The organism is Herbiconiux sp. 11R-BC, assembly GCF_049472555.1.
GTDB lineage: Bacteria > Actinomycetota > Actinomycetes > Actinomycetales > Microbacteriaceae > Herbiconiux.
On record NZ_JBCEBO010000002.1, the window covers coordinates 418,082 to 442,090 of the forward strand.

The following is a 24,009-nucleotide window of genomic DNA, read 5'->3' on the forward strand; positions in this document are numbered from 1 at the left end:
GGCACCCCGGTCAGGGACGCGCGGCGGCCGCCGAGCCGAGAGCCGCGTGCACCGAGGCCACCGCGCTCGCGCCCTCTCCCACCGCGGCGGCCACGCGCTTCATCGAGCCGCGGCGCACGTCGCCCGCCGCGAAGACCGCGGGCACACTCGTCTCGAAAGGCAGCGGGCCGCGGCCGAGCGCCCGCCAGGCCTCGCCGAGATGCTCGTCGCCGAGCCGGGTGTCGGTGAGGATGAAGCCGTCGTCGTCGGTCGCCACCCCGCTCAGCCACGAGGTCGCCGGATGCGCGCCGATGAAGCAGAACAGGCCCGAGCAGGCCTGCACGACGCGCGCATCCGCATCCGCACCGCCCGCCGTCACCCGGCCCGCGGCATCCGCACCCCGGGTGGTCAACTCGATCGACTCGAGCGCCGCGCCGCCGTGCAACGCCGTGACCTCGGTGGAGGTGTGGATGGTCACGAGCGGATCGGCCCGCAGGCGCTCGACGAGATAGTTCGACATCCCTGCCGAGAGCTCGGGCCCGCGCACCACGAGCGACACCGCGTTGCCCCGGGAGGCGAGGAAGAGCGCCGCCTGTCCCGCCGAGTTCGCCCCACCCACGACGGCGACCGGACTGCCGGCGCACGACCGCGCCTCGAGCTCGGTGGCGGCGAAGAAGATGCCGGCGCCCACGAACTCGTCCCAGCGCTCCAGCGGCAGCGCACGGTACTCCGCGCCCGAGGCGATCACGACGGCCCGGGCGCAGAGCTCGGTGTCGTCGGAGAGCACCAGCTGCAGGCGGTCGCCGAGGGTGCCGAGCGACACGATCTCGCACGGGCTGAACAGGCGCGCCCCGAATTTCGCGGCCTGCACGGCGGCGAGGCCGGTGAGTTCGGCGCCGCTGAGTCCGTCGGGGAAGCCGAGGTAGTTCTCGATGCGCGAGCTCGCCGCGGCCTGACCGCCCGGCCCGACGGCGTCGAGCAGAACCGTGCTGAGGCCCTCCGAGGCGCCGTACACCGCGGCCGCAAGGCCGGCCGGGCCGCCCCCGATGACCGCGAGGTCGTAGTGCTCGCCTGAGGGCTCGTCGTAGCTCAGTCCGAGCTGCTCGGCGAGCTCGCCCGGCGTCGCGAGGCGCAGGATGCGGTCGGGCAGCAGGGCCACGGGCAGCTCGGCCGGTGTGACGCCCGCGGTCTGCATCAGGGCCTCCCCGCCCACCGATTCGGCGTCGAACCAGAGGTGCGGCACCTCGAGCCGCGCCAGGTAGGTGCGCAGCGCGAGTGAGGCGCTCGACAGCACGGTGCCGATGACCTCCAGACTGCGCGAGGCCTCATTCTGTTGCAGCAGGCGCCGGCGCGCGAGCAGCGTGCGCACCAGGATGCTCGAGAGTTCGCCGTCTTCGCCCATCAGCTGCCGGAAACGCTCGGGAGCGATGCGGTGGATGCGCCCGCTCTCGGCCACGCGCGCCGTCACGAACACCCGCTGGCCCGTCAGCAGGTTGAGCTCGCCGAGGAACCGGCCCGGACCGTGCCGCGTGATGACCTCCTCGGGCGCGTCGCGCGTGGCCTCGCGCACGATCTCGACGAGCCCCGACTCCACGAGCACCAGGTCGTAGGCGCGGTCGCCCGTGTGGAACACGATCTCCCCGGCGAGCACCTCGGCCGGGGTGCCGTAGGACTTCAGGCGGGCGAACTGCGCGGCGTCGAGGGTGGGCGCATCCGGCGTTGCGGGCGCCGGCCCGGCAGGGTCGAACATGCTCATGCTGACACTGTAGGCGGGTGGCCGAAGGTCGGGCCTGACCCTCCTCCACCTATCGAACATATCTTCGAATTTCTGTAGAGTGGAGCACATGAACCTCGACTTCCAGACCTCGCTCTTCGACGATGTCGACGCCGACCCCGGGCTCGAGGAGCTCGGCGACTCGGTGCAGCGCACGATGCTCGGCGCCGGCGCGTGGATCGACGTGCGCCCCGGCTGGGTCACCAACTCCGACGCCCTGTTCGAGCGGCTGGCGCTCGACGTCCCGTGGCACGCCGACCGGCGCGAGATGTACGACCGGGTGGTCGAGGTGCCGCGCCTCGTCTCGCGCTTCGGGGCCGGCTCGCGCTATCCGGATGCCGTGCTCACCCGCGCGCAGAGCGCCCTGAACGAGCACTACGGCCGCCCTCCCGGCCAGGTGTTCGAGACCGCGGGCTTGTGCTTCTACCGCACAGGCGACGACAGCGTGGCCTGGCACGGCGACCGCGTGGGCCGCACGATCGACCGCGACACCATGGTGGCGATCGTCTCGGTGGGCGCCGCCCGCACCCTCTCGATCCGGCCGAAGGGCGGCGGAGACACGCTGCGCTTCCCGGTGGGCCACGGCGACCTCGTGGTGATGGGCGGCAGCTGCCAGCGCACCCACGAGCACGCCATCCTCAAGACGAAGCAGGCCGTGGGGCCGCGCATCAGTGTGCAGTTCCGGCCGGTCTGGCCGACGTAGCCTCCAGGAGCGGGGCTCCGGGCTCACACACGGTGACGCACCGCGGCGAGCGGAGGAATGTCGAGCGAGAGCGTGGCCCCGTCGGGGAGGGCGACATCCACTCGGGCGGGTCCCGTGGCGAGGTTGGCGGCAAGAACGGTGAGACCGCCGTCGACCTCGGCGGCGAGCAGCCAGACACCGTCGGGGAGACCGTCGGCGGCGAGAAGCGGCCGGCCCGAGATCTCGTGCAGCCACTCCATCGCCGTGGCGACCGGCCAACGGGTGCCCTCCGAGCCGAGGCCGCGCGGGCCGTCGGTCTCGAAGTAGGTGACGGAGTGCACTCCGTCGACGGCGAGGGCGACGTAGCTCGCGACGGTCCAGGCGGCGAGCGCGGGCGACGATTGCCGCGGATCGGTGGCCGACGGCACGAGGGCGGCACCGTAGCCGTCGCGGAGGTCGGCGTGCGGGCTCGAGGGGGCGGCTGTCGTCGCCACCGCGTTGTAACGGGAACGGAGGGTGACCGGCCCGACGTGCACCGGGCGGGCGCCGGCGATGCGCACCGCGTCGGCGGCGACGAGTCGCTGCATGGCGATCGACTCCACCAGCTGTGCCGCTTCGACCGCGTGCATCTGCGGCGTGATGCTGAAGGTGACGGCGGTGGGTTCCGCCGGGCGAACGCGGTTGAGCTCGGTGAAGTGCGAGCGCGCACCGCCCACCGCCTCGGCAGGCGCGAGCGCGCTGCCGCCGCGAGTGTGCATGCCGTTCGCGGCCGGCCCCTCAGCGGGCGCCGTCACGGCGTCGCGCCGCGTGCCGATGCCCATCGCAGCGATCCCGGCGGTGAGCGCTCGCCACTGGGCAGGCCGCGTGACGCTGCCGACCGTGTCGTAGACACCCACGCGTTCGACCTCGAGGCCGCGCAGCGCCGCGAGCACCTCGTCGATGCCGTCACCGGACCTGCCGGCACCACCGGGCTCGCCCACGGCGGCCTCGGGCGCGACGATCCGCACGTCGAGCGGTCGGCCCCGGGCTTCGGCCACGGCCCGCCCGAGCGCGGCGCGCCAGGTCGGGGTGGCGCACTCCAGCTCGACCAGTAGGAAGTCCGCCACCGGCTGGGCGGAGTTCCCGGCCCCGCCGATCGCGACGGGCGCACCCACCGTGAGCACCGCATCCGGAGCGGTCGAGGCGCCCACGCCGAGTCGCGGCGCCCGGTGTCCCGCCGCCACGAGTCGCGGCCGCGCCCCCGGCGATCGCGCGGGCTCCGCGACCCGCACGCAGCGGAGCGACACCGACTGGGCGACACGATCACCCACCTCGAGCAACACCGGGAACGGCAGCTCGAGCGGGGTGCTGTAGCTCTTGAAGGAGGCGTCGGTCCAATTGCGCTGGTCTTCCATCTCGAACACGTCGCCCGCGAAGAACAGCTCGCTCCGCACGCCGTCGGAGGTCCACCGGAGGCCCGCGATGTTCCGCGCGGGCTGATGCGGCGCGAGAGCGCGGGGGAACCGGATGCGCGACTCGGCCCCGTCGGGCGCCGTCACCTCGAGGACCTCGCCGGCCACCGAGGGCGGGTGCAGCACCACGAGCCCCACCCGGTTCCGCAGGAACGCGGTCTGCGACTGGGCCGCATACGCCACGCGCAACCCGTCGGCGTGCGCCGACACCGTCAGCGAGCCGACGATCCGCGCGCCGAGCCCGACGGCCGCGAGTCCTACGATCAGCTCCCCCTCGCGAGCCTCCACCGACCTCACCGCCATCGGCACGGTCTGCCAGTCGCGGTCACGCACCACCGCGCGCACCGAGCGCAGCACGAGCGATCCCTCGAAGCGGATCTCGGCCAGCTCGTCGCCCCGCAACTCCAGCGCCCACGACTCCGCCGCCCACCGCAGCGGCTCGGGCTCGGGCGCACCCCAGGGCGACGCGCCCGGCGCAGCGCCGAGCGACTCCGTCGTCGAACCCGGTTCGGTCACAGCGTCGTCATGCCCCCGTCGACGGCGAAGACCGCGCCCGTGGCGAAGGCCGACTCGTCGCTCGCCAGGAACACCATGATGCCTTCGAGGTCGGCAGGCGACCCCGGCCGCCCCATCGGGATGCGGCTCACGATCGCCGCACGCGCCTCCGGGTCGTCGCGGATGGTCGTCACGAGCCCGGTCTCCGTGTAGGCCGGGCCGACGGTGTTCACCCGGATGCCTCGGCGGGCATATGCCGCGGCGACCGTGCGCCCGAGGCCGTGCATCCCGGCCTTCGAGCTGCTGTAGGCGGTGAAGTCGGAGCCCTCGCCGCGCACCGCCGTGGGTGATCCGGTGAGGATGATCGAGCCGCCGCCGAGCGAGAGCATTCCGCGCACGGCGTGCTTCAGCGTCAGGAAGGCGCCGGTGAGGTTCACCTCGATGGTGCGCTGCCAGACCGCCAGGTCGAGGTCGGCGACCTCGGCGTCGCGACCGAAGAGCTGCACACCCGCGTTGGCGACCACCACATCCGGCGTCCAGCCCGCTGCCGCGAGGTCGGCGAAGGCCGCCTCCACACTCGGCTCGGCGGAGACGTCCATGGCCACGGCGCGCGCCGAGCCTCCGGTTGCCGCCACTGCGGCGGCGGCGGCCTCCGCCCCCGCCGCATCGCGGTCGGCGAAGACGACCCGCGCACCCTCCGCCGCGAAGCGGTCTGCCACGGCCCGGCCGATGCCGGCCGCAGCGCCCGTGACGAGCGCGGTCTTTCCGCTCAGTCGGTCGCTCATGCGTTCTCCTCCTCGATCGAAGCCGCCGCGGGCACCGCTTCGGCTGCCACCAGCCGCACCGCCATGTACTGCCTCGCCGGCAACGGCACGCGCACCACCCCGCTGTGCACCCCGGACAGCCGGTCGACAGTCATGTTCCAGGTGTCGATCACGTCGACGTGGTACTCCCCCTCGGGCAGCACCACGGTGCGGAAGCTCGGCCGGTTGAACCCGAAGTAGCCGATCAGGTACTGGTTCGCCACCCCTCCCCACGGCACGTCCCACTCCGAGGGCAGCGGGTCGAGCACGCCCGTCGGCGACTCGGCGAGCACCGACTCCAGGAACCGGATGCGCTCGGGGCTCGACCCGATGAGCCGCCCGCCCTTCGCCCACCACAGCTCTTCTTCGTCGTTGAGGTAGGTCTCGCCGTGCCCGACGTAACCACCGCGCACCGCGCCCTCCCAGAAGCGCCGCGTGAGCTCTTCGCCCGTCACGTTGCCCCAGCCCTGGTCGATGTCACCCTCGTAGGCGCACTCGTCGATCACGATCGGCTTGCCCCACTGCTCGCGCCAGGCATCCGTGTTCTCCGCGGTGCGGTACACGTCGAGGCGCTGGGTGCTGCAGTGCGTGATCCACGGCTTCGAGTAGTCGTAGAAGGCGAGGCAGTTGTGGATGGAATTGAGGTGCCCGTGCGGGTCGTTCGCGCCCACGACCGCGGCGAGGCGCTCCCAGTCGTCGACGGTCTTGCCCCAGAGCAGGTCGTACTCGTTCGCCATCGACCACCAGATGTTGGCGTGGGCCGCGAGCCGCCGCACGATGTACTGCAGGTAGCGGTCGTCGACGGCCGGCCCCATGTCGGCGAAGCCCCAACGGTCGTAGGGATGGAACAGGATGAGGTCGGCCTGGATGCCGAGCCGCCCGAGCTCCGCGATGCGCTGCTCGAGGTGCTGGAAGAAGCGCACGTCGAAGCGTGTGAAGTCCCATCCCTCCGAAGGCGAGCCCTCGAAGGCGTAGATGTCGGGCTCGTTCGAGTTGTAGAGGTACGACTTCGGGAAGACGCACATGCGCATCTTCGTGAACGGCGCCTCGGCGAGCGTGGCGAGGGTCTCCTCCTCGAGCCGGGTGCCCTGGTTGGTCCAGGCGTAGGCGGTGGTGCCGAGGGGGCGGTGCCGGGTGCCGTCGGCGTGCGCGAAGTGGAAGCCGTCGACGTGAACCGGGCCGTGCGTTCCGGCCTCGGGGGCGGTGACCTCGATCGTGCCCGAGAGCCCGTCGAGTGAGCGCGCGGTGGAGCGCGTGGTGAACGACCACTCCCCCTCGTCTTCAGCGAGCATCCGCAGCAGGTAGCGGCCGTCGCCGTCGTAGAAGCCGCCGACCTCGAGCGAACGGCCGGTGCCGGCCTCGCCGGCGTGCCGGAACGTCGCCGTCAGCTCCACATCGACGAACGGGTTCCCGTGACTCGGCCCCTCGAGCGCCACTTCCACCACGCCCCAGCGCGGCGTCGGCGAGGGCAGGCGGACGGAGGCGGAACCGCGCGCGACCGACTCGCTCTCGTAGTCCGGGTCGGGCTCGATCGCCGCCCCGTACTCCTTCGGAGCGCCCCCGTCGCTGACCACGGCGAGCTCGGCCCAGAGCGTGGCGAGCATCTGCTCGTCGTCGCGCGTGGCCGGGTTGATCATCACCACCTGGCCGAGCCGTACGCCCAGGAGCTGCGCGAGCATCGGCGAGCTGACGAGCCCGGGCAGGTGCCTCTCGAGCACCGCCCGCGCCTCGGCGCTCGCGAGGGCGTCGCCCAGTTCGGAACCCTTGTCAAACATCGGTGCGTCCTTCTGCGGTGGTGGTCGGGGCGGGTGGGACGGATGCTGCGCTCGCGTCGAGCGGAGAGGCGAGCGGAGACGCCGGCGGAGACGCCAGCGCGGCGAGCGCCTCGTCGACCGCGGCGTAGACCTCGCCGGTGGCGAACAGGATCGACTGCCGGAGCGTGCGCCCCTCCACCCACGCGGTCTGGCTGCGGAAGCCCTCGACCCGCGGCGGATCGACCCGCGCGAGCGTCTCGAGCACCGCCCGGTAGGCCTCGGGGTCGTCAATGATCGCCGCGGTGGAGGAGTCGAGCGAGAGCGGGGTCGACGGCCGAGGTGCCTCCGACGACGGCTCCACGAACGAGAACTCGTGCCGGCCCGAGCCCACAGTGAACTCCTCCTGCCCCAGCAGCGAGACGAGCGCCGAGGTGTTCGCCGGCACCACGGCGGTCACCTGCACGACGGTTCCGGCGTCGCTGTGATCCCGCCGCCATCCCACCGACGCCTCCCCGTACGGCGTGCGGTGCGAGGCCGAGGCGAAGGTGAGCCCCGCGAGCGGTCGTGGCGCGATCCGCAGCGTGCGGTAGCCGGGCGAGGCCGGCCCGAGCCCCGCGACCGTGCGGTGCATCCAGTCGGCCACCGCTCCGAGGGCGTAGTGGTTGAACGATGTCATCTCGCCCGGATTCACCCGGCCGTCGTCGAGCAGCGAGTCCCAGCGCTCCCACACCGTGGTGGCCCCGAGCGTCACCGGGTGCAGCCACGACGGACTCTCGGTCTGCAGCAGCAGTCGCCCGGCGGCCGCGAGGTGGCCGCCTTCGGCGAGCGCGTCGGTCACGAGCGGCGTGCCGACGAAACCGGTGCCGATGCGGTAGCCGTCGCGGCGCACCAGCACGGCCAGGCGGGCGGCGAGCTTCTCGCGCACCGCCGCATCCGTCACCAGGCCGAACTGCAAGGCGAGGGCGTAAGCGGTCTGCGCATCCGAGAGCATGCGGCCGGCGGGCGTGACGTACTCGTCACGGAACGCCGCCCGCGAGCGCGAAGCGGCCGCGGCGTACCGCGAGGCGTCGGCGGATTCGCCGAGCACCGCCGCCGCATCCGCCACGATCTGCAGCGACCGGGCCAGGTAGGCGGTCGCCACGATGTCGGGGTCGACCCGAGCCTGGTCGGGCCGGTCGGGCGGCGCCGTGGGGTCGAGCCAGTCGCCGAGCTGGAAGGTGCCCGCCCACAGGCCGGACTCGCCCGCGCCCGCGAGCACCGCATCCACCCAGGCCGTCATGCTCGGGTACTGCGCGCGCAGCACGCCGAGGTCGCCGAAACGCTCGTACAGCGCCCACGGCACGACGGTGGCGGCGTCACCCCAGGCGGCGATGGCGCCTTCGAAGGGCCCCTGCAGCGTGGTGGGAACCACGACCGGCACCACCCCGCCCTGGCGCGCCTGCTCGTGGGCGAGGTCGCGCAACCACGAGACGAGGAAGGCCTCGGAGTCGAAGAGGAAGGATGCCGTGGGGGCGAACACCTGGATGTCGCCGGTCCAGCCGAGCCGCTCGTCACGCTGCGGGCAGTCGGTGGGGATGCTGAGGAAGTTGCCGCGCATCCCCCACACCACGTTCTCATGGAAGCGGTCGAGCAGCGGGTCGGAGGTGGCGAAGCGGCCCGTTCGGGTCAGGTCGCTGTGCAGCACCACCGCGGTCACGGCGGCGGGGTCGAACTCCTCCGGCCAGCCCTCGACCTGGGCGTAGCGGAAGCCGTGGAAGGTGAACGCGGGCTCCCAGTCCACCGGCCCCGAGCCGTCGAGCACGACGCTGTCAGTCGCCTCGGCGGCGCGAAGCGGGCGCAGCGCGAGCTCGCCGTCTTCGAGCACCTCGGCGTGCCGCAGCACGATCCGCGTGCCCGCCGGGCCGTCGACGCGCAGGCGCAGCCGGCCCACGAGGTTCTGCCCGAAGTCGAGCAGCAGGGCGCCCGAGGGCGAGGCGATGACCTCCCGCACGGGCAGTTCCTCGATGCGGCGCACGGGCGGCGCGATGCGCGCCTCGGGAACCGGCATCGGCATCGGCGTGCCGCCCACGCGCACGGGCGCCCATCCGCCCCCGTCTTCCTCGCCGCCCTCGTCGAACGAGGCCTCCGACCAGCCCGGCTGCGTGAGCCGCAGGTCGTGGTGCTCGCCCGCGTAGAGCCCGCTGGCGGTGATGGGCCCGGATCCCGAGGCCCGCCAGCCGGGGCCCGTCGCGGCCACGATCCGGCGCGACCCGTCGGCGAAGTCGAGCTCGAGGTGCCCCGAGAAGCTGGGCTGCTCACCGTAGAGGCGTTCGGTGAATCCGTGGAAGCCGTACTCCTCGGTGAACCAGCACCCGGCCAGCCGCACCCCGAGGGCGTTGGACCCCGGATGCACGAGCCCGGTCACGTCGATCGTCTCGTGCACGAGGCGGTCGCGATAGCTCGTCCAGCCCGGCGCGAAGAGGCCCGTGTCGACGGTCTGCCCGTTCAGCTCCGCGTCGGCCACGCCGAACGCGGTGAAGAGGAGTCGCGCGCGGGTGAGAGGCGCGTCGACCTCGAAGGTGGTGCGCAGGAGCACTGGCTGGGCCGGCCGTTCCGGGTCGGCGAGGCCGATCGGCTGGCCGGGCCAGGCATCCGTGAACGCCGCGTCGACCCGGAGCGGGGCGCTCCAGTCGGTGGTGCGCCCGTCGTCGGCCGTCACCCGCACCGCGAGCTCGCGCGACTCGCCGGCGGAGAGCGGCGCGAACGGCCACGGCACGAGAACACTGTCGGGCCCGTCGAGGCGCACCACCTGCCCGTCGCTGCGCAGCTCGGCGGAGGCCTGGCGCCAGCCCGGCTCCTCGCTCAGAACGGTCCAGCTCAGGCGCGGAGCGGGGGTGGCGACGGCGGTGCTGTCGTCCCTCAGCTCGGCCCGGAGCCGGTCGACGACAGCGGTCATTCGTCGGAGCCCCGGTAGTCGAACCAGTCGACGGCCACCGATCCCTCGAGCGCGAAGACGCCCGCGACCCGGCCGGTGAACGACTCGGCGATCTCCGAGGAGAGGTAGCGGCCGTCGAGCTCGAGCAGCACCGTGCGCTCCCCGTCGATGACAGCGGCGAGCTCGACGACGTCGGAGGTGCGATCGTCGAAGGGGTCACCGCCGGGCGGGCGGCTGGTGATCTCGAGCTCGACCACGGCGGAGTCGCTCGCGATCTCGGCCGTGCGCTCGAAGGAGGGGATGGCACCGCGCGCGACCACGCGGCCGGCGCCGGCGGCGATCGAGTAGTGGAAGCGCTCGTCGTAGCGCACGGCGAGGCCGCCCACGCCGGCCGAGACGTCGATCCGCACCCGCAGGGTGGCGGTCTGGTGCTGCTGGCGCCGGCCGAGGAAGACGGGGACCAGGTCGTCCAGCGTGCTGCCGTCGGCGCGCAGCTGGAGCGAGCCCTCACGCACGGTGGCGATGGTCTCGGGCGTGCGGCGCACCGCCATCCAGGCCGGGGCGAGCTCGGGCGCGACGAAGTCGTCGCGGTAGGTCACCACGCCGTCGCGGGGCGTGAGCTGCACGGGCTCGAACACGGGCCAGCCGTCGCGCCATTCCACCGTGGTCACGAAGGTCTCGCGGCCGAGGGCGGAGAAGGCGCGGGTCATGCTGCGCGGGCGCACGCCGAGCAGCACGAGCCGCCACTGCCCGTCGGCCAGTTGCACGAGGTCGCCGTGGCCGGTGTTCTGGATGGGCCGGCCTGTGCCGCGGGCGGTCAGCAGCGGGTTGCCGGCGGCGGTCTCGAACGGACCCTCGGGGCTGTGGGAGCGGGCCACGCTGACGCCGTGGCCGCGCTCGGTGCCCCCCTCGGCGATCACGAGGTACCACCAGTCGCCGATGTGGTAGAGGTGCGGGGCCTCGGGGAACTGCCCGCCGACACCCGACCAGATGCTCCTCGGCTCCTCGAGTGCGCGACCCGCCGCCAGGTCGACCTTGGCCTGCAGCAGGCCGCGATGGTGCATGAAAGTGGGCAGCGCCGGGTTCACGCCGAGACCGGAGAAGGTGAGGTAGGCCGTGCCGTCGTCGTCCCACACCAGGTCGGGGTCGATGCCGTCGATACCGTCGAACACCACGCCGTCGCTCCACGGGCCCTCGGCCTGCTCGGCCGTGAAGTGCAGGGTTCCTCGACCGAACGCATCCGTGATCACCAGGTGGAACACGCCGTCACGGTGACGGATGGTCGGCGCCCAGGCGCCGCCCGCGGTCGGGGTGGCCTCGACGTCGAGCTGGCCGGTGCGTGTCGCGACGTTGCCGATCTGCGTCCAGGTCACGAAGTCGCGCGAGTGGTAGATCGGGATGCCCGGGAGGTATTCGAAGGTGCTCGTGGCGAGGTAGTAGTCCTCTCCCACCCGCACGATGCTGGGATCGGGGTTGAAGCCGGGGAGCAGGGGGTTGGGGAGCGTCATGCCTGCGCCTCCGTCAGCTCGACCGCCGCCTCGAACGGCAGCTCCACCGCGGTGGTGCCCACCCGGAGCGTGTACGAGCCCGGCTCGTACCGCCAGCCCTCGTCCCAGGTGGCCAGCAGGCGCGTCGGAACGCTGATGTCGACGCTCGCTTTCTCGCCTGCGGCCGCCCGCACCGGCGCGAAGCCCACCAGCCAGCGCACGGCTCGCTCGACGGCCGAGTCCGGGCGCTCGGCGAACACGAGCACCACCTGCTTGCCGTCGCGGTCGCCGCGGTTCACCACGTCGACCGTCACGTCGATCGTCTCGCCGGCCACCGCCGTGGCGGGCGCCGAGACGCTCTCGAGCTCGATGGTCGTGTAGCCGAGCCCGTGGCCGAACCAGTAGGCCGGAGCCACGGGCGACCGCAGCCAGGCCCGGTAGCCGATGTGGATGCCCTCGTCGTAGACGAGCTCGCCGTCGACCGGGACGGTGTCGAGCACCGGCACGTCGGCGTCGGCCGCCGGCCAGGTGGTGGGCAGCCGCCCGCCCGGCTCTGCGAGACCGAGCAGCACGTCGGCGACGGCGTGGCCGAACTCCTGCCCGCCGAACCAGCCCACGAGCACGGCGGCCACGTCGTGCCGCCAGGGCAGCAGAACCGGCGAACCGGAGTTCACCAGCACGACCGTGCGGGGGTTCACCGCGGCGACGGCGCGCACGAGGTCGTCCTGCCGGCCCGGCAGCGCCAGGTCGTCGCGGTCGAAGCCCTCCGACTCCACCCGGGCGTTGGTGCCCACCACCACGAGCGCCACGTCGGCGTCGCGGGCGGCCTCGGCCGCCTCCGCGATGAGCTGGTCCTCGTCGACCACGGTCGGGCGGGTGCCCACGTTGAGTGCGAGCGCGCCGGCGAGGGCGTCGTCGCGCGCGGGCGAGTCGTAGACGAAGCGGATGGCCACGGGGGTGCCCGCCACGAAGTCCACCGAGGTGGTGCGGGTGGCGGGCGAGAGGAAGGCGGCACCGAGGTCTTCGCCGTCGGGAACCACGACCTCGTCGATGACGAGCTCGCCGTCGATCCAGAACCGTCCGTGGCCGGTGGCGGCGAATCCGATGTCGATGCGCTCGTCCTGCGTCGGCAGGTAGCTGAACGACACCTCGATCTCGCGCGCCTCGGCGATGGGGGCGGTGCCGCCGAACCAGACCAGCTCGGTGGCGAGGCGGTCCTCGTGGAAGATCTCGACGCCGTCGCCGTCGCGAAAGCTCACCCGGGCTCCGGCCGCACCCGTGACCGGGTTCGTCATGCGCTCGCGAGGGATGCCGGCGAGGCCCACCTGGTTGACCGCGCCCACCGAGTAGACCACCTCGACGCCGGGCAGGGCGTCACGCAGTCCTTCCAGCGGCGAGACGGTGTGCTCGGGCAGCACGGTCGCGCTGCCGCCGCCCTGAGTGCGCACGACGTCGGCGTTGTTGCCGAGCACGGCCACCCGGCGCAACGCCGAGGCGTTCCAGGGCAGCTCTCCGTTGTTCTCGAGCAGCACGGTTCCCTCGGCGGCGGCGGAGCGGGCGAAGGCGAGGCCGTCCTCCACGTGCACGAGCGGCGCCGGCGCGTGCTCGCCGAGGGCTCCCACCCGCTGGGCCAGGCGCAGCAGGCGGCGCACCTTGCGGTCGACGTGCGCCACGTCGATGTCGCCGCGTTCCACGGCATCCACCAGAGCGGCGCCCCAGGGCCCGTCGGGACCGGGCATCGCCAGATCCTGAGAGGCGGATGCCGAGGCCAGCGACCGCACGGCCGTCCAGTCGCTCACCACCACGCCGTCGAAACCCCACTCGCTGTTGAGAGGAGTCTCGAGCAGCGCGTTCTCGGTGGCGGTCACGCCGTTGATGGAGTTGTAGGCGCTCATCACGAGCCAGGCCCGCGACTCCACGACGGCCTTCTCGAAAGCGAGCAGGTAGAGCTCGCGCAGCGAGCGGTCACTCACCCGCACGTCGACGGTGAACCGGTCGGTCTCCGAGTCGTTGGCGACGTAGTGCTTGGGCGTGGCGCCCACACCGTTGTCCTGCAGGCCGTTCACGTAGGCCACGGCCAGCTCGCCGGTGAGCACCGGGTCTTCGCTGAAGGCCTCGAAGTGGCGGCCGCCGAGCGGCGAGCGGTGCAGGTTCACGGTCGGGCCGAGCACCACGTCGACTCCCTTGCGGCGGGCCTCGCAGGCCGCGACCGCGCCGTAGCGGTGGGCCATCGCCGGGTCGAAAGCGGCCGAGAGCGCCGAGGCCGAGGGCAGATTGAGGGAGGGGGAGCGCTCGTCCCACTCCGGCCCGCGCACGCCGGAGGGTCCGTCGGAGAGCACCATGCTGCGCAGCCCGACCCGCTCGATCGGCACCGTGCTCCAGAAGTCGCGCCCGCTGAGCAGGAGCACCTTCTCCTCGAGGGTGAGCTGGGCGAGCACCGAGTCGATTTCCTGCTCGAGCTCGAGGTCGCGGGGGGTGGTGAGGTCGGTCATCTGTCGTTCTTCCTGGCGGCTTCTGCGCCGCCGGTCGTGGATTGCGGTCGGTGGGGTGTGTCCGGTCAGAGGGCGCCGGCCTGCACCGCCATCTCGTTCTGCGAGTCGATCAGCCGTCGCCGGTCGGCGCGGCGCTGCTCCTGCAGCACCGGATCGGGAACCGGAGCGGCCAGCAGCAGCCGCTGGGTGTACGGATGCTCGGGGTCGGAGGTCACCTTGTCGCCCGGCCCGTACTCCACGATCTCGCCGTGGTACATCACGGCCACCCGGTGGCTGAGGTGTCGCACCACCGCGAGGTCGTGCGAGACGAAGAGGTAGGCCACGCCGGTGTCCTCCTGGATCTGCTTGAACAGATCGAGCACGCGCGCCTGCGTCGAGAGGTCGAGCGCCGACACCGGCTCGTCGCACACGATGAGCTGCGGCGAGAGCGCCAGGGCCCGGGCGATCGCGATGCGCTGTCGCTGGCCACCGCTGAACTCGCGCGGAAGCCGCCCGGCGGCGTTCGCGGGCAGCCCCACCTGGTCGAGCAGCGTGCGCACCCGCTTGGAGGCCTCGGCCGCCGAGGCCTTCTTCACCCGCAGCGGCTCGGTGAGCGACTGCTCGATCGTGAGCGAGGGGTTGAGCGAGGAGTACGGGTCCTGGAACACCACCTGGATCTCGTCGGAGAGGGTGCGGCGCTCCCTGCGCGAGAGGTGCCCGATCTCGGCGCCCTTGAAGCGGATGCTCCCGCCGGTCACCGGGGCGAGGCCGAGCACGGCCCGGCCGAGCGTCGTCTTGCCCGAGCCGGACTCGCCCACGAGGCCCACGCACTCGCCGGGCTTGATGTCGAGCGACACGCCCTTGAGGGCGTGGAACGGCGGTCGTCGCCATCCCTTCACGGGGTAGTCGACCACGAGCTGGTCGACCACGAGCAGCGGCTCGGTCATGACGTGGCACCTCCGGTTGTGACGTGGCGATCGGCGGCGAGCTCGAGCGCGCCGCGGGCGGCGCCGTCTTCGAGGATCGCGTCGAACAGGGACTTGGTGTACGGATGCTGCGGGTCGGCGAAGATCGAGCGTGCGGGCCCGGTCTCCACGATCAGCCCGTCGCGCATCACCGAGACGCGGTCGCAGAGGTCGGCGACCACGCCGAAGTTGTGCGTGACGATGAGGATGCTCACGCCGAGCTCCTTCTGCAGCCCGCGCAGCAGGTCGAGGATGTCGGCCTGCACGGTGACGTCGAGCGCGGTGGTCGGCTCGTCGGCGATCACGAGGTCCGGCTCGCAGGAGACCGCGCCGGCGATCAGCACGCGCTGCGCCATGCCGCCGGAGACCTCGTGCGGGTAGGCCGCGTAGGTGCGCTCGGGGTTCGGGATGCCCACCCGCGCGAGCAGGTCGAGCGCGCGCTTCTTCGCCTCGGCCTTGGAGATGCCGAGCGCGAGGCGCATCGGCTCCACCAGCTGGCTCCCGATGGTGAACGAGGGGTCGAGGTTCGACATCGGCTCCTGCGGGATGTACGAGATGCGCCGGCCGCGGATCTTGCGCATCTCCACCTCGCTGAGCGAGGCGAGATCGGTGCCCTCGAACACGACGCTGCCGCCCACGATCCGGCCGCCGTCGGGCAGCAGGCGCAGGATCGACCAGGCCGTCTGCGTCTTGCCCGATCCGCTCTCGCCGATCAGGCCGTGCACCTCGCCCTTGGCCACGGCGAGGGAGACGCCGTTCACGACCTGCTTGACACGGCCGTCGGCCTGGTCGTATCCCACCACGAGCGAGTCGACCACCAGAAGCTTGTCGCGCGCATCCGTCCCGGTCTCCGGGTGCACCACCACGGTGGCCGGCACGACCACCGGAGCGGCGGCCGCCCCGCGGCGCGGGGCACGGCGACGCTTGACCTTGCCGCTGCGCTCGAGTTCGTCGCGCAGGGCGTTCGCGAACAGGGCGAGCGCCACCGAGGTGAGCGCGATCGCGACGCTCGGCCAGACCAGCAGAACGGGGTTCTTGTACATGCGGGCGAAGGCGTCGTTCAGCATGTTGCCCCAGGTGGGCACCGAGCTGTCGCCGAGACCGAGGAAGTCGAGTCCGGCCTGGATGGCGATGGCGATCCCCATCACGAAGGCGAACTGGATGATGATGGGCGCCCGCACCACCGAGAGGATGTGCCGGCCGATGATGCTCGGGTCGCCGACGCCCGAGACGCGGGCCGCGTCGACGAACAGTTCGCCGCGCACGTTCACGACGGCGGTGTAGACGAGCCGATAGAAGGCGGGGGAGAGCAGCACGCCGAACACCGCCATGGCGAGCCAGAGCGAGGGGCCGAGCACGGCGCGGGCCGCGAGCAGAACCACGATGCCGGGCAGCGCCATGATGGCCGAGACGAGCCACGACGAGACCGACTCGAACCACTTGCCGTAGTAGCCGGCGATGAGGCCGCCGACCACGCCGATCAGCGCGGCGATCGCCGTGCCGAGCAGGGCGGCGGCGAGGCTGTAGCGCGTGCCGTAGAGCAGGCGGGCCAGGATGTCGCGGCCCGCGCCGTCGGTGCCGAGTGGGTGATCGGAGCTGGGGGCGGCGCCGAGGTTCTGGATGTTGGAGAAGTTCGGGTCCTGCTGCGTGAGCAACGGAGCCAGGATGGCGGCGAGCACGATCAGGCCGAGCACGACGATGGCGAACAGGCCGGCGCCGTTGCGGAGCATCCGGCGCGCCAGGTGGGAGCGGGCCGCCCGCTCGTCGGTGGCCGTGTCGGGCATGGGGTTCGTGGCGGATTCGCTCATGACACACGCACTTTCGGGTTCAGGAATCCTTGGATCAGGTCGATCAGGAGGTTGACGATCACGACCAGCGCGCCGACCACGACCACGAGTCCCATCACGAGGGGCACGTCGCCCTGAGCAGTGGCCGACACCGAGATCTGGCCGAGGCCGGGGATGGCGAAGATCTGCTCCACGATCACGGCGCCTCCGACGAGCCCGATGAACTGCACGGCGAGCACGGCGAGCGCCGGGCCTCCCGCGTTGCGCAGCACGTGCTTGAAGACGATGCGGTTCTCCGAGAGACCGCGGCTGCGGAGGGTGCGCACCCAGTCCTGACGCTGGGCGTCGATGACCGAGCCGCGCACCTGCTGCACGATGGCCGCGATGGCGCCGATCGAGAGGGCGGCGATGGGGAGCGTCACCGAGCTCATCCACCCGGTGAAGGAGGTGCTCATCTGCACGTAGCCGGTGGGCTTGAACCAGTGCAGGTTCAGCGCGAACACGTTCACCAGGAAGATGGCGACGAGGAAGCCCGGGATGGCGAAGCCGAGCACGGCGATCACCTGCACGAGCTTGTCGGCCCAGCCGCGGCGGCGGGCCGCCCAGACGCCGAGCACGGTGGCGATCACGCCGCTCGCGATGGTGGCGCCGACCACGATAGAGAGGGTCACGGCGAGGCGGGAGACGATGGCCTGGTCGACGGGCTGGCTGGTGAACCACGAGCTGCCGAAGTCGCCGCGCACGGCGCCGCCGAGCCAGTCGACATAGCGCGTGAAGACCGACTGGTCGAGCCCGAGCTGCTGGTTCTTCAGCGCCACGGTGTCGGCGGTGGCGCCGGGGCCGAGGATGCGCCGGCCCACGTCGCCCGCTCCGAGGTTCAGCAGCAGGAAGGCGACGCTCGAGATGACGAAGAGGAGGATGACGCCGCTCACGAGGCGGCGGATGGTGAAGCGGAGCAACGTCGTTCCTTACGTACACGATTCGGGATGGGGCGCCGGGCCTGAGGAGATCAGGCCCGGCGCCCATCGGTTCAGGACTTCGGCTTGATGTTCCACAGGTACGGGTAGGAGTTGCCCACCTGCACCGTGAGGTCGGTGTTCGCGTCGCTCACGAAGTTGAGCTCCGGACGGAACCACGGGGCGAACCAGCCCTGCTCGACGATGTACTCGTTGAGCGCCTTGCCGGCGGTCTCCGCGTCGGCCTGGCTGCCGGTCTGCAGCGTGGCGATGTAGCCCTGCACCGTCGGGTCGTCGGTGTGGAAGCCGTTGAAGGTCGCGTTCTTGTCGATCGAGAACTGCGCGAGCTGCCAGTCGGTCGGGTCGAGCTGCAGCGCCATCAGGGCCACCGGGTACTTGCCGCTCACGAGGGCGGTGATGTAGTCGTTGACCTGCAGGTCTTCGAAGGTCACCCGGATACCGATGTCTGCCAGCTGCTGCTGGACGAGCGCGAAGTTCGACGCGCCGAAGGCCGCGGAGCTCGGCATCGTGAGGTCGAAGCCGTTCGGGTAGCCCGCTTCGGCGAGCAGCTGCTTGGCCTTGGCCGGGTCGTAGCTGTACGTCTTGTTCAGCGCCTCGTCGTAGCTCGGCGAGGTGGTCGGGAAGATCTGCTCCGTCGTCGTGCCGTGACCGTCGGCGAAGGCCTTCAGCATCGCGTCGCGGTCGAAGGCGTAGTTGAGGGCCTGGCGCACCTTGACGTTGCCGATGGCCGGGTTCAGCGTGCCGGCACGGTCACCGATGATGAGGCCCCACCAGTTGTTCTCGATCGGGCTGAGCGTGTACCCGGCCGCCTCGATCTGCGAGAGCGTCGTGTTGTCGATGGTGGTCGAGGCGTTGACCTGGCCGCCCTGGATCGCGTTCAGCAGCGAGGTGCTGTCGGCGTAGTAGTTCATCACGACCTTGTCGTAGTGCTGGTCGGAGGGGTTCCAGTAGTTCGGGTTCTTGTCGAACACGTAGGTGTTGCCCACGACGGTCTCGCCGACGTTGAGCGTGTAGGGGCCGGAGCCGACGGGCACGGTCTCGACATCGGCGTTCGTGAAGGCTGCGGGGCTCTCCTGGAGGCCGGCGTTCTGGGTGAGGTAGGTCAGGAGTGCGGGGTCGGGTGCTTTGAGGGTGAGCTCGACGTGGGTGTCGTCGATGGCTTTCGCGTCTTTGAGGTTCACGAGGAAGGAGGCGTTCGGTGAGGTGCCGTCGCGGAAGCGGATGAGGTTCTGGGCGGCGGCGTCGGCGTTGAAGGGCGTTCCGTCGGAGAACTTCACGTCGCTGCGCAGCGTCAGGTCGAGCACGGTGTTGTCGGCGTTGTACGACCAGTCGGTGGCGAGGTTGGCCACGATGGTGCCGTCGGCCTCGGCCTTCAGCAGCGAGTCGTAGACGGCCTGCATGGGGGGCGACTGGTTCGCCCAGTTCGCACCCTGGGCGGAGAAGCTGCTGACGGGGGTGATGAGGCCGAGAGTGAGCGTTCCGCCTGAGGAAGAGCCGGCGGATCCGCCCGAGCCACCGGCCGAGCAGCCGGTGAGTGCGAGTACAGCGGCTGTCACGATGACGACCGCCTTTTTCCAGTGGAACATCTTTGTCCTTTCGAGCTGCGCAGCCCGTCTTTGGGCCATCTGGGGATGGACGCTATCATAAAATCCGAGTGGTTGTGTGGTTTTCAAATGTCACGAATCGGATACGCCACGAAGGCCAGCCGGCGGCTGTCCGGCGACCAGCTATTCACGTTGACCGTGCCCTGACCGCCGAACAGGTCAACCAATTCGCGGGTCTCCGACCAGTCGTCATCCCGCACGATCCGCAGTTTCACGGGCAGGTCGGGCGGGTGTCCGACCGTGCCGGCGGGGTAGCTCAGATACACGATCGAGCGGCCGTCGGGAGCGAGATGGGGGAACCAGTTCACCCGCTCGTCGAAGGTCAGCTGCTCGAGCGGGCCACCGCCCGCGGGCATCCGGGCGATCTGCGCGTGACCGGGCGTCGAGGAGAACGCCTCGGTGTTCAGGTAGAGCCATTCGCCGTCGGGCGAGTACTCGCTGCCGTCGGACGACCAGGCGTCGGAGGTGAGCATCCGAGCCTCGCCGCCCGCCGCATCCATGGCGCACACCACGCCGGGACCCATGTCGCTCAGGGTGCCACCCGGGCCCATCCGCACGCCGATGAAGGCGAGGGTGGAGCCGTCGGGGCTCACGCCGTGCAGGAAGTGCATCAGGCCGTCGTCGGGGGTGACGCGGCGGACGGTGCCGCCGGCGAGCGGGGCGGCGTAGATGTGCCAGTCGTTCGCCGAGACGAACACCTCCTCAGCCACAGGCGAGAGCACGTGATCGTTGTTGAGGTCGGGCACGCCCTCGAGCGGGATGAGCTCGGGCTCGGCCCCGGGTTCGAGCCGCAATCGCCAGAGCCGTCCGTCCCCGTTCAGCACCAGGTGACCGTCGCGCGTCCAGTTGGGGGCTTCGAAGAGCAGCTCCTCGCTCTCGTGGATCAGCTGCTGCTCGCCCGTGACGGTGTCGATCACGAAGACCTGGGAGCGCTGGCCCGGCGCGAGCTCGCGCACGTAACGCATCAGCCGGCCGTCCGCATCAGTTCGCGGAGGCCCGCGACCACGAGCGCGTGGTCGTCGTCGGAGGAGAGACCGGATGCGGTGACCGCGGCGACCACCCCGGTTCCGGCCACGCGCACGGGCACCGAGCCGCCGGCCAGCGCGTACTCGGGGAAGGGCAGCCAGCCCATGCCGGCCGCGTCGATGCCGCCCTCGGCGAAGCGCGCGGCGGCGAGGGCGGAGCTCGTCTCCAGGCGCAGCACGGTGCGCGCCTTGCCCGCGATCCAGGTCTCCTGGTCGGCGGTCGTGCCCTCGAGGGCGGAGCGGAAGAGCACGAGGCCGGCGGGGGTGCGGATGTCGGTGGCCACCCGGTGCCCGGCGTCGAGGGCGGTGGCCGTGATGATGTTCCCGAGGCGCCAGGCGTCGAGGCGGCTGAACGCGGGGAGCACGAGCTCCTCCAGCTCGGCCTCCAGTTCGGCGATGCGTGCGGTGGTCATGTGGTCCTTCCGGTAGCGCTGCTCGCATCCGGTGGAGCGACGCAGCTCGGAGATAACTTACCAGTGGTTAATTCTGCTGCTAGTGTTCTGCCCACACCCGCAAAGGAGCCCCGTGATGATCACCTCAGCCTTCCCCGAACCCGAGATCTTCTTCCCCGGCCGTGGCGAACCCGTTCTGCGCTGGGGCATCGTGGCCCCCGGCTGGATCGCGGGGTATTTCGCCGGCGCCGTCAACCGTCACACCCACCAGAAGCTGGCCGCCGTCGCCTCGCGCACGCTCGCCCGCGCCGAGGCCTTCGCGGCCGAGCACGGTGTCGACCGCGCCTACGGTTCGTACGAGGAGCTATTCGGCGACCCCGAGCTCGACGTGGTCTACATCGCGGCGCCGCAGAGCGAGCACCTCACCCTCGGCCTCCTCGCCATCGCCTCGGGCAAGCACGTGCTGATCGAGAAGCCGCTCGCCACCAACGCCGCCGACGCGCGCACCCTCGTGGCCGCCGCGCGGGAGGCGGGCGTGCTGCTGATGGAGGCGATGTGGAGCCGATACCAGCCGCAGGCATCCGTCATCCGCAGCCTCGTGACCGACGGCGTGATCGGCGAGGTGAGCTGGATCGCCGCCGATCACGGGCAGGCCATCCCGGCCGACCCGGAGGGGCGCCTCTACCGCCGCGACCTCGGCGGCGGAGCGCTGCTCGATCTCGGCATCTACCCGATCCAGCTCGACTCGATGGTGCTCGGGGCCCCCACCTCGATCCACGCGGTGGGAGGGATGACGTCGACCGGCGTCGACGCGTACTCCACCGTGACGCTCGGCCACGGCGACGGTGCGCAGTCGACGCTGATGACCTCGATCCTCACCCGCACGCCCACCACCGCCGTGATCGCCGGCAGCGAGGGGCGCATCGAGATGGCGGGGCCGTTCCACATCCCCACCACCCTCACCCTCGCCGGCCTCGACCTGTTCGGCCCGGTGCAGACCTGGACCGACCCCACCGGCGTCGCCCTCATGGACGGCCTAGCCTGGGAGGCGACCGCGCTCGCCCAGTACGTGGGCGAAGGTCGCACCGAGTCGCCGCTGCACACGCTCGACGAGACGGTCACCATCCTCGAGACCATCGACGAGGCGCTCCGGCAGGTGGAGGCCGGCGCGGCTTCGCGCTGATCGCGGCCGCCGCCTCGGCGCGCCGTCGGGAGCTGATGCGCTCCCCCGTCTGACCGTCGCAGGCTAGAAGGGCGGGTGTTCGGGGAGGGGCTTGGCCGGCAGGTTCAGGCGCGGTCTGCGCGGGGTGAAGTCGCCCCGGCTCTCGGGGTCGTCGTGGGCCGACGACGGGGAGCGGCCCCGCGCACGACTCCGGTGCGCGGCCGGATCGGCAGTGTGTTCGGGTGGTGGGGCGGCGTGCGCGGGCGGTTCAGGGGTGTGATCGGGTGGTCGGGTGACGTGCGTGGCGCCGGCGGGTGAGCGCCAGTGCAGGGCTCGGTCTTCGCCCGGGCGGACGTGCCAGTCGGTTTGGTGTTTGAGGGTGTGGTGCTTGCGGCAGAGGGCGGCGAGGTTCGCGAGACCAGTCTCGCCGCCGTCGGCCCAGGCGGTGGTGTGGTCGAGGTCGCAGCGGTCGGCGCGGCGGGCGCAGCCCGGGAACCGGCACGTCTCGTCATCCAGGAGCACCGCGGCCCGGAGATCCGCCGGGACCTTGTAGCGGTCGCGGCCGACCGACAGCCGCATCCCGGTGACCGGGTCGGTCAGGATGCGGGTCAACGACGGAGCACCCGCGGCCAGCTTCCGAGCGGTCGCGGGGTCGATCGGGCCGTACCCCACCAGCTCGGCCGGCTGCGCCGAGTGGCCCAGGAGCGTGAGCACCGGAACGGTCACGTTCACGGTCGCCGTGATGCCCCGAGCCCGGTCGGCGGTCTCACCGTCGCGGTGCAGGAGCAACTCCGTCAGCCCATCGGCACGGAGCTGCGCATGAGTGCGGGACTCGTCCGGGGCGCGGAGCGAGCGGGCGAGCTGGTCCAGGGTGTCGTCGATCGCGAACGCGGACACCGCCGGCAGATGACACACCAACGTCGCCATCCCGTCCCGCTCGGTCTCCACCCACACTGCGCGTTCCTCGCGGGCGGCGCGGTGCCGGACCTCGAGAGGCTCGGGGTGCATCCGTTCCCTCACCACGCGGGCAGACGCCGCCACCTGCCCCGGCGTCTGGGTCGCCGCCCGCACCAACACGACGGCCTCGAACTCGGCCCGCACACCCTCGGGGAGGGACTTCGCGTGCTTCACGACGGCTTGCGCGTGCCGGTAGCCGATCTCGCCCTGCCCCAACGCTTCCAGCGTCGCGGGGAGGAACCCGACGAGCATCTCCGCGTCATCGATCCGCTGCCCCGCGAGCGCCTCCGAGACCCGCAAGGTCGTCGCGACTTCCGCGACCAACGAGCGGCGGGCGAACTCCACCGACCCACCCGGCAGCGACGCCACCCGGTCCGCCCTCGCGGCCGCCGCGGCGAGCCGCACCACGATCGCCGCCTCCAACGAGGCCTGTTCGCGCTGGAACACGGCCACCGCATCCGCATCTGCCCCGATCTCCCACAACAGCGACTCGCGCACCCCGAGATCGGGCACGGCGAGGCCCTCGGGGGCGAAATGAGGAAGAAGAGATCGGTTCATGAGCGTGCCTCAATTCTAGCTCAAAGCATCCGCCCAGCCAAGCAATAATCCCCGATCAGGCGCGCATTCTGCGCAACGCCGCCACCGCCGCCTCGAGGTCGCCGGGGGCGTCGACCGCCGGGTCGACGAGCGCCTGCAGCTGGAGCCCGTCGGCGAGCGCGATGAGCTTGCGCGCCTCGAGCGCCGCATCCGCCGAGGGGTCGATGCGATCCACGGCCTGCTCGCGCTCGATGCCGTCCCGCAGCAGCGAGTGCACCCGGCGGAACCGCTCCACGAAGAACCGGTGCGCACTGTGGTCCGGATGCACGGCCTCCGCGGCGAGGGTCAGGTACAGGTGCACGATGCCCGGGATGCGCAGGTTCTGCCGGATGGCGGCCACGTAGAAATCGAGGGCTTCCGAGGGGGGCACGACGCCGCCGACCGCGGCGAGCGTGCCCTCGTCCCAGCGCTCCACCACCTTCTGCAGCAGCTCCTCGCGACTGGCGAAGTAGTACAGGATGTGGGCCGGCTCCACGTCGAGCTCGCGGCCGATCGCCCGGAGCGAGGCGTTGCGGTAGCCGTCGGCGCCGAGCTTCTCGAACGCGACCGCGAGGATCTGTTCGCGACGGGCCTCGCCCTTCGCAGTCACTCGCTGACGCGCCATGCGAGTCATTCTAGGCTCGCCGGCGCACCCACTGGCTCCGAAACCGAGTGAGTACTAGATTTTCATCGACAGAAGTGCAAGATCGCGCTCTCTTCGGATTATGCTGAACGGCACACCAGGCCAAGGGGC

At 71.6% G+C, this 24,009-nt stretch carries 17 protein-coding genes; 2 read left to right on the plus strand and 15 right to left on the minus strand.

Annotated elements, in window-relative coordinates:
- Window positions 1-10 precede the first annotated feature (10 nt).
- Window positions 11-1,735, minus strand: a complete 1,725-nt coding sequence (locus VD659_RS06975) for an FAD-dependent oxidoreductase (RefSeq protein ID WP_423260401.1) — start codon at window positions 1,733-1,735, stop codon at window positions 11-13.
- Between the two features lie 88 nt (window positions 1,736-1,823).
- Here VD659_RS06975 and VD659_RS06980 point away from each other — a divergent pair, with 88 nt between their 5' ends.
- Window positions 1,824-2,456 carry an alpha-ketoglutarate-dependent dioxygenase AlkB gene (locus VD659_RS06980; RefSeq protein WP_423260402.1) on the plus strand — a complete coding sequence of 211 codons (633 nt, stop codon included), beginning with the start codon at window positions 1,824-1,826 and terminating at the stop codon, window positions 2,454-2,456.
- A 23-nt stretch (window positions 2,457-2,479) separates the two neighbouring features.
- Here the strand turns inward: VD659_RS06980 and VD659_RS06985 are convergent, their stop codons facing one another.
- The 12 genes from VD659_RS06985 to VD659_RS07040 all read right to left on the minus strand — a co-directional run bounded on the left by VD659_RS06985 (window position 2,480) and on the right by VD659_RS07040 (window position 20,581).
- A complete protein-coding gene (locus VD659_RS06985; protein WP_423260403.1) occupies window positions 2,480-4,402 on the minus strand; it encodes a hypothetical protein in 1,923 nt (640 codons plus the stop codon).
- A complete protein-coding gene (locus VD659_RS06990; protein WP_423260404.1) occupies window positions 4,399-5,166 on the minus strand; it encodes an SDR family NAD(P)-dependent oxidoreductase in 768 nt (255 codons plus the stop codon). Before VD659_RS06990 ends, VD659_RS06985 begins: the two co-directional genes overlap by 4 nt.
- Entirely contained in the window at window positions 5,163-6,959 is a 1,797-nt protein-coding gene (locus tag VD659_RS06995) for a DUF5605 domain-containing protein (RefSeq protein WP_423260405.1), read from the minus strand. Before VD659_RS06995 ends, VD659_RS06990 begins: the two co-directional genes overlap by 4 nt.
- Window positions 6,952-9,873: a family 78 glycoside hydrolase catalytic domain gene (locus VD659_RS07000; RefSeq protein WP_423260406.1), complete on the minus strand. Its 2,922-nt coding sequence runs from the start codon at window positions 9,871-9,873 to the stop codon at window positions 6,952-6,954. Before VD659_RS07000 ends, VD659_RS06995 begins: the two co-directional genes overlap by 8 nt.
- The gene (locus VD659_RS07005) at window positions 9,870-11,360 is read right to left on the minus strand and encodes a family 43 glycosylhydrolase (protein WP_423260407.1); all 1,491 of its coding nucleotides are present in this window, start codon (window positions 11,358-11,360) and stop codon (window positions 9,870-9,872) included. The genes VD659_RS07000 and VD659_RS07005 overlap by 4 nt, the downstream gene beginning before the upstream one ends.
- Window positions 11,357-13,831, minus strand: a complete 2,475-nt coding sequence (locus VD659_RS07010) for a glycoside hydrolase family 3 protein (RefSeq protein WP_423260408.1) — start codon at window positions 13,829-13,831, stop codon at window positions 11,357-11,359. Before VD659_RS07010 ends, VD659_RS07005 begins: the two co-directional genes overlap by 4 nt.
- A 65-nt stretch (window positions 13,832-13,896) precedes the next feature.
- Window positions 13,897-14,757, minus strand: coding sequence for an ATP-binding cassette domain-containing protein (locus VD659_RS07015; protein ID WP_423260409.1), 861 nt, complete (start codon window positions 14,755-14,757; stop codon window positions 13,897-13,899).
- Entirely contained in the window at window positions 14,754-16,583 is a 1,830-nt protein-coding gene (locus VD659_RS07020) for a dipeptide/oligopeptide/nickel ABC transporter permease/ATP-binding protein (RefSeq protein WP_423260410.1), read from the minus strand. Before VD659_RS07020 ends, VD659_RS07015 begins: the two co-directional genes overlap by 4 nt.
- On the minus strand, window positions 16,580-17,521 hold the full coding sequence (locus tag VD659_RS07025) for an ABC transporter permease (protein ID WP_423260411.1): 942 nt from the start codon (window positions 17,519-17,521) through the stop codon (window positions 16,580-16,582). The genes VD659_RS07020 and VD659_RS07025 overlap by 4 nt, the downstream gene beginning before the upstream one ends.
- A 71-nt stretch (window positions 17,522-17,592) precedes the next feature.
- On the minus strand, window positions 17,593-19,125 hold the full coding sequence (locus tag VD659_RS07030) for an ABC transporter substrate-binding protein (RefSeq protein WP_423260412.1): 1,533 nt from the start codon (window positions 19,123-19,125) through the stop codon (window positions 17,593-17,595).
- An 83-nt stretch (window positions 19,126-19,208) separates the two neighbouring features.
- Window positions 19,209-20,108 (minus strand): TolB family protein, encoded by a 900-nt coding sequence (locus tag VD659_RS07035; protein WP_423260413.1) that lies wholly within the window; start codon window positions 20,106-20,108, stop codon window positions 19,209-19,211.
- Window positions 20,108-20,581, minus strand: coding sequence for a heme-binding protein (locus VD659_RS07040; RefSeq protein ID WP_423260414.1), 474 nt, complete (start codon window positions 20,579-20,581; stop codon window positions 20,108-20,110). The genes VD659_RS07035 and VD659_RS07040 overlap by 1 nt, the downstream gene beginning before the upstream one ends.
- A 115-nt stretch (window positions 20,582-20,696) precedes the next feature.
- Here VD659_RS07040 and VD659_RS07045 point away from each other — a divergent pair, with 115 nt between their 5' ends.
- Window positions 20,697-21,743, plus strand: a complete 1,047-nt coding sequence (locus VD659_RS07045; RefSeq protein ID WP_423260416.1) for a Gfo/Idh/MocA family protein — start codon at window positions 20,697-20,699, stop codon at window positions 21,741-21,743.
- Window positions 21,744-21,806: 63 nt separating this feature from the next.
- Here VD659_RS07045 and VD659_RS07050 read toward each other — a convergent pair whose 3' ends face one another.
- Complete coding sequence (locus tag VD659_RS07050) at window positions 21,807-23,237, minus strand: DUF222 domain-containing protein (protein WP_423260417.1); 1,431 nt, start codon at window positions 23,235-23,237, stop codon at window positions 21,807-21,809.
- A gap of 55 nt (window positions 23,238-23,292) precedes the next feature.
- Window positions 23,293-23,880, minus strand: coding sequence for a TetR/AcrR family transcriptional regulator (locus VD659_RS07055; RefSeq protein ID WP_423260418.1), 588 nt, complete (start codon window positions 23,878-23,880; stop codon window positions 23,293-23,295).
- Window positions 23,881-24,009 lie beyond the last annotated feature (129 nt).